This window comes from Muricoccus harenae (assembly GCF_009848505.1).
Taxonomy (GTDB): domain Bacteria; phylum Pseudomonadota; class Alphaproteobacteria; order Acetobacterales; family Acetobacteraceae; genus Roseomonas; species Roseomonas harenae.
On record NZ_WWDL01000073.1, the window covers coordinates 1 to 5,301 of the forward strand.

The 5,301-nt window shown below is 64.5% G+C and carries 4 protein-coding genes and 1 pseudogene; 2 read left to right on the plus strand and 3 right to left on the minus strand.

The genetic code is table 11. The features are described 5' to 3' along the window. A partial coding sequence (locus GSE44_RS24775; RefSeq protein WP_408015161.1) for an ISAzo13-like element transposase-related protein occupies window positions 1-148 on the plus strand: 148 nt, incomplete at its 5' end. Between the two features lie 189 nt (window positions 149-337). Here the strand turns inward: GSE44_RS24775 and GSE44_RS24780 are convergent. After that, window positions 338-511 (minus strand): annotated as a pseudogene (locus GSE44_RS24780) (IS110-like element ISMno25 family transposase); the annotation flags it as partial. A 575-nt stretch (window positions 512-1,086) separates the two neighbouring features. On the opposite strand from GSE44_RS24780, the gene GSE44_RS24785 reads away from it, so the two are divergent. After that, entirely contained in the window at window positions 1,087-2,007 is a 921-nt protein-coding gene (locus tag GSE44_RS24785) for an IS5 family transposase (RefSeq protein WP_235925130.1), read from the plus strand. A 105-nt stretch (window positions 2,008-2,112) separates the two neighbouring features. On the opposite strand, the gene GSE44_RS24790 is transcribed toward GSE44_RS24785, so the two are convergent. Beyond that, a complete protein-coding gene (locus GSE44_RS24790; RefSeq protein WP_159351497.1) occupies window positions 2,113-3,129 on the minus strand; it encodes a hypothetical protein in 1,017 nt (338 codons plus the stop codon). Between the two features lie 13 nt (window positions 3,130-3,142). Continuing rightward, window positions 3,143-4,576, minus strand: coding sequence for a transglycosylase SLT domain-containing protein (locus tag GSE44_RS24795; RefSeq protein ID WP_159351498.1), 1,434 nt, complete (start codon window positions 4,574-4,576; stop codon window positions 3,143-3,145). Between the last annotated feature and the right edge of the window lie 725 nt (window positions 4,577-5,301).

Here is a 5,301-nt window from a genome sequence, read left to right on the forward strand (position 1 = left end):
CGAACTCGACACCAACGCCTATCCCAAGGGCATCACCGTCTCCGATGCAGAGATGGCAAACATCAACATCAGCCGTGCCAACTTCCATGGCGAGTGGAACTACACGATCCGGCCTCGCCATGCTCCAAATCGCGCAGTTAATCCCTGACAAACCCTAACCTCGCATCCGGCGGGACGGCGTCCCCACCACGGTCCCGCATCCGGACCAGCGAAGCTCCGAGGGATGGCGCCACTCTATGCGGCGGAGCGCGAGGCGCCCGTGGTCTCATTCGGCGACCATCACCTCGATCCCCTGGGCCAGTCGGCGGAGCAGGCCCCGGTGGAACCCCTAGGCCTGTCAGGCGACTCTGGCGGTGGCGCCCTCCGAGACAAGCCCTTGGGTGGCGAACCTCCACAGCACGATGAGCAGCTTCCGGGCGAGCGCGACCACGAGTACCTTGCGCATGCGCCCGCCCGCTTGCCCGAGCCGCTGCCTGAACCATTCAGCAAGAGCGCTGCCAGGCTGATACCTGAGGCAACAGACATGCGGCAGTCAGTCTGACGCAAGACTCGTTTGTAGCAGCCCACCTGCGCGAAGCCATGTTGCGGCCGGATTCAACCATCGAGTGGGCAGTTTCGCACTCCGCTGCGCCCCGGACTTTATCAACACCATCGGCGCGAAGCGGAACGGTAAGAGCTGGCCAAGAGCGGCGCTTCCGCTTTCAAGCTATCGACGCGAGAGAGCCGCCGACCAGGGGGCAACAAAGTCGTCGCGGACGGTCGCAAGCAACTTCCGCACCACACTTTTGCACAATGTAAGCCATTGTGAGTGCGCCCCCGTGACGAGCGCCAGCGATCTCAGCAGACGACGAGGTCGCAAATCGAGCGAAACGTTGGATCGTGGAGAGGACCCTGGCTTGGGTCAGCCGCTGTGGCAGGCTGGCCTGTGGCTATGAGCGTCACGCACGCAAAGCCGCGGCCTCCGTCCGTCTTGCCATGATCCGCCTCATGCTCCGGCGCCTCGCCGCAAGCCCTTCAAACGGCGTTGTTGCGGAAAACTCGTGGGTGATGGGCCATGAGGAAGGATGCGACGGGGCTGAGCGGCCGATGAAGCGGGATCGCGTGCGGAACTGGCGCGAGTATGACCGGAGCCTAATTGCCCGCGGCGACCTGACCGTCTGGCTATCGCCGGACCTGGCCAGGCATGCGCCGGCGGGCTCGGGCAAGCGGGGCCGGCTGCCGGTGTTCAGCGACGCCGCGATTCAGTGCGCGCTGACGCTGAAGGTGCTGTTCCAGCTGCCGCTGCGGGCGGCCCAGGGCTTGGTGGGAAGCCTGATCCGCCTAGCCGGGCTCGGGTGGTCGGTACCGCACTTCAGCACCCTCTCGCGCCGGCAGCAGGCGCTGACCGTGGTCATTCCTTACCGCGCCCGAGGTGAGCCGCTGCATCTCGTTGTGGACAGCAGCGGGCTCAAAGTGCTGGGCGAAGGGAAGTGGAAGGTCAGGAGGCATGGTGCCGACCGTCGCCGCATCTGGCGCAAGGTGCACCTGGCGGTCGATGCAGACAGTCACGAAATCCGGGCTGTCGAGATGACCGACCACTGGCACGGCGATGGCGAGATTCTGCCCGATCCGCTGGCGCAGGTGCCGCAAGGGGAGCAGATCGCCTCCGTTGGCGGAGACGGAGCCTACGACACCCGCACGGCCTACGCGGCCGCAGCGGTCCGCAATGCGGACCTGCTCGTGCCGCCCCGGCGCAACGGCAAACCTTGGAAGACGCCGACCCGAGGAGCATGCGAGCGCAACGAGACCCTGCGTGCCGTTCGGCACTTCGGCCGGCGGCTCTGGAAGCGCTGGAGCGGCTACCATCGCCGCAGCCTGGCCGAGACAGCGATGTCACGCATCAAACGCCTTGGCGAGCGGCTCGCGGCACATGATCCCGCCCGCCAAGTGGCTGAGGTGCAGATCCGCTGCGCCATCCTCAACACCTACAACCGGCTCGGCATGCCCAACACCGTCGCTGTCGCCTGACCAAACTAGAATAGAGGGGCAGTCGTGCTCTTCACCCGAATTGCGCAACAAGGGCGATGGAGGTGCAGCGAAGCGGGTGCTCCTTTACCAAATCACTCGGGCAGCTTACGGCTGCGTGCTGCGGCTTATCGCCGGGAACCAAACCTCGATCCGTCCCGGCGGCAGGTTACTGTAGCGGTCGCCGATATAGTTAACCCGGAAGTCGCCCAGCCCGGTAATCCCTTCCAGGCACGCTGCCGACTTCAGCAACTCGGCTAAGCGCCGGGCCTGCGGCTCTTGTTCTCGGAAGTAGTACCGGATCTCCGCAGCCTGGCTAAGAGGGTTGCGGACCTCGACCATGTCGATCGGCACCCTCGTAAAATCGGTCGCTTGGGCCCGCACACGGTCCACTATTTTCCGCACAGCCGGCCGATCCGCCTCGAGCACCACATGGGGATAGATGGCGAGCGGCGCCGCACTCGCGGGCGCCGTGACAGCCGGACAGGCGCCGGTCGTCTGCGGCACGGGCTCCGGAGGGGGCTGGACCGGCTGCTCGCTCCGAGGCTCAGGCAGGCGTAGGGTCAGGTTGACGGCCGGACAGGCCTCCGTGGCGGGATCGCTGCGTAGCTGCTCCAGAGCCTCCTCGAACCGCGCGCGAACGACAGAATCTCTTGCCTCGCTGGCGGTGGCGACAAGGACCCGCCGCGCGGTAGCAGGCGAGAAAGAAGCCAGCACGATGTTCATGAAGGAGACCTGCTCCTTCGGCTCCTTGTTCACGAAGCTGTCCCGCTGGGAGGCGGCGAATTCCGCCACCTTCGTGCCAGTCTCCAGACAGCGGATGCGCTGCTCGGTTTCGCTGCGTCTTCGTTGCTCGGCCTGACTGATCTCGGTTCGCTCTCGCTCGTTCTGGCTGTTCACAATGGTATTGTAGACTTGCGCCCCTGTAATCACCACGGCCGCGAGCGACACGGCCGCAGCCGCGTGCCGATTCAGCGGCTTGTTGTCGTTTCGGAGCTTAGGAATCTCCTCTCTAAGCTTGCATAGCTCGGCATAGGCCTTCTCATTGCCCAGCCGCGCTAGCTCATCCTCGCCAAGGCCCTCGGTTTGCCAAATCCGTGCCGGCATCCGCTCATCCTGCGGCATCGGCTTCTCACGATCAGGCCTGCGGCCGCGATTGGGTTGCAAAACAGCCGGCAAAGCTCGGCACCCCTTCCTGCGCCCCCCACTGCTCGGCGGCGCTCACGCGCATGCAATCAGCAAACCATTCGACGAAGTTGTCCACATGCCGCCCAGTGCCAGTTGGGAAGACGAGGAGCTTCCAGCGATTCGCAGGCCCATCATCACGGCGGATGGATCCAGCATTGTAAGCGGCTGCGACAAGCGGTGGATCGAAATGCGTGGAACCCCGCTGCTGCGCAATGTAGGCCGTTCCCGCCTCGATGGAGAGGCCGGGATCGAGGAGATGGTCCCCGCTCAGGTCGCGCCGGCCGAGCGCCCCGCGCGCGGTATTCACCAGGGTCTGCATGAGCCCAACGCTTTCGTCGCGGATCTTCGGCTCGGGCCGGCGCGCATTGGGGTCGCCGCGGCTCTCTGTGGCGATGGTTGCGACGATTAGCTCCACTGGCACGCCGTAGCGCTTCGCGGAAGCGGAGCACAGGTCGCCGTAGCGCTTCCAGATGCCCCGCACCGTGCTCGGCTCGCCTGCGGTTCCACTTGCCGGAGCGCCGTCCACAGAGATGCCCTCCGGCGTCAACTGCCAGGAGACGCCGTCCGGGAAATGCCGGTGCGCTTGAGTTAGGCCCGGCATGATCTCAGCAAGAAGTCCAGCCGGGGCGGGCCTAGCGGGCTCCGTCTGCGAGAGCATCTGCCCCTGGCCGTCGGTGGGTTCCGGCGTCGGTGCGGGCACCGGCAGCGGCGGCGCCGGCGCACGACTGGCGGCTCGGCCAAGTTGCTGTCCGAGATCCCGGACCGTGCTGGCGAGCTCAGTCGCCTTATCCTTCGATCCTTGGCTGCTGCCCCAGTAGAAGTTCACGATGCTTGCAGCTACGCCATTCACGAAGCCTACCGCGGTTCCAATTAGGCCAAAGGCAGCGACAGCGAGATTGCTGGAGGAAGGATCGAACTTCACGCCACCGAAGACCAGGAACAGGGAGCCAACCACAACGATCAGCATGCCAACCATCGCCACTTTCACCAGGGACATGCCCGCGTCGAAAACCTGCGGCGCAATGTTCGCCTCGCTTTGGAACCTGCGAGACCCCTCCCGGTCTTGTAACTCCAATTCCGCAAAGCGAATTTGGGCATTGACCTCGAACTTCTTGAGATCGTCTTCTGCGCGCCGCAGGTCCAGCAGGAACTGCGGATCCTTCGCGCTCCGTTCGACCACCTGCCCCACTTGCTCCGGGCTGAGTGCCGGGCTGCCGTCGGTGCCGGTCTGGGCCGGCTGCTGCCCGGGCGGCAGATATTTCGCCATCGCGCCCGATACAACAGCTGACGCGATAAGGTTGAATGGTGGTGGAAGCGCAAGGGCCGCAAGCAAAGTCGGTGCCGCGGACCGAAGTACCGTTTTGGCCATATCCGAAATCTGCATGATCCCTCCTCGCCGATCTGTACAGATTAGGTCTATCCCCGCGCTAATCGCAGTCGCCCCGGAGTCTTAATTTGATGACTGCCTCGCCATTCCCGCCCCGAGCCCACCACGGATAGTTGCGGAACTGCATCGTCAATGCAATCCCGGAACGCTGCAGAATGCTTCCGACTGTGAGCCGACAGGGCAACTTCACGCTCGGGGCCTGCACAGAGTGCAGGCTGCGCTTGCGAAAATGAGCTGGCTGTGACTGGTCAGCCACGTCGACCCCAAGGTTCTGTGGGATCTGCTGTGAAGTGCTCGCGAGGGAGCGGATCGCCTCGGACAATGCAAACGAGCCTTGCGGTGCCCGCTCCGTGTGCGTGGTGCCCGGAGCCCGCCAAGTGGCCGCTATCGCCCGACCAGGAGGCACTTGGAGCCTTCGACGGCCCGCGCTGCCAAAGCTCATAAACGCGCCGGAGCGCTCAGCCACTAAGCAGCCGGGGTGACCTCCGTGAAGACATTGCGGGGGCACCGTCGAAACTGGGGACTAGCGCTTTTGCATCCACTTTTTAGTCTTACTGTGTCATTTTACTCGGTCCTTCCTATATATGGGTCATGACGAGAGAGATGGAAGGGGCTGCGGGCCTTCGGCGCGGCGAGGCGCGGTTCGCGGTTTATTTGGGTGAGATCTCGGCGGTGTTGCGTCATGCCAGCCGGGCTGCGGCGGCGCGGGCCTACTGTACGGG

What these genes read in the sequence shown, in the direction of transcription:
- GSE44_RS24795 (WP_159351498.1), bottom strand. Translation starts at nt 4,576, where the DNA reads ATGCAGATTTCGGATATGGCCAAAACGGTACTTCGGTCCGCGGCACCG.
- GSE44_RS24790 (WP_159351497.1), bottom strand. Translation starts at nt 3,129, where the DNA reads ATGCCGCAGGATGAGCGGATGCCGGCACGGATTTGGCAAACCGAGGGC.
- GSE44_RS24785 (WP_235925130.1), top strand. Translation starts at nt 1,087, where the DNA reads ATGAAGCGGGATCGCGTGCGGAACTGGCGCGAGTATGACCGGAGCCTA.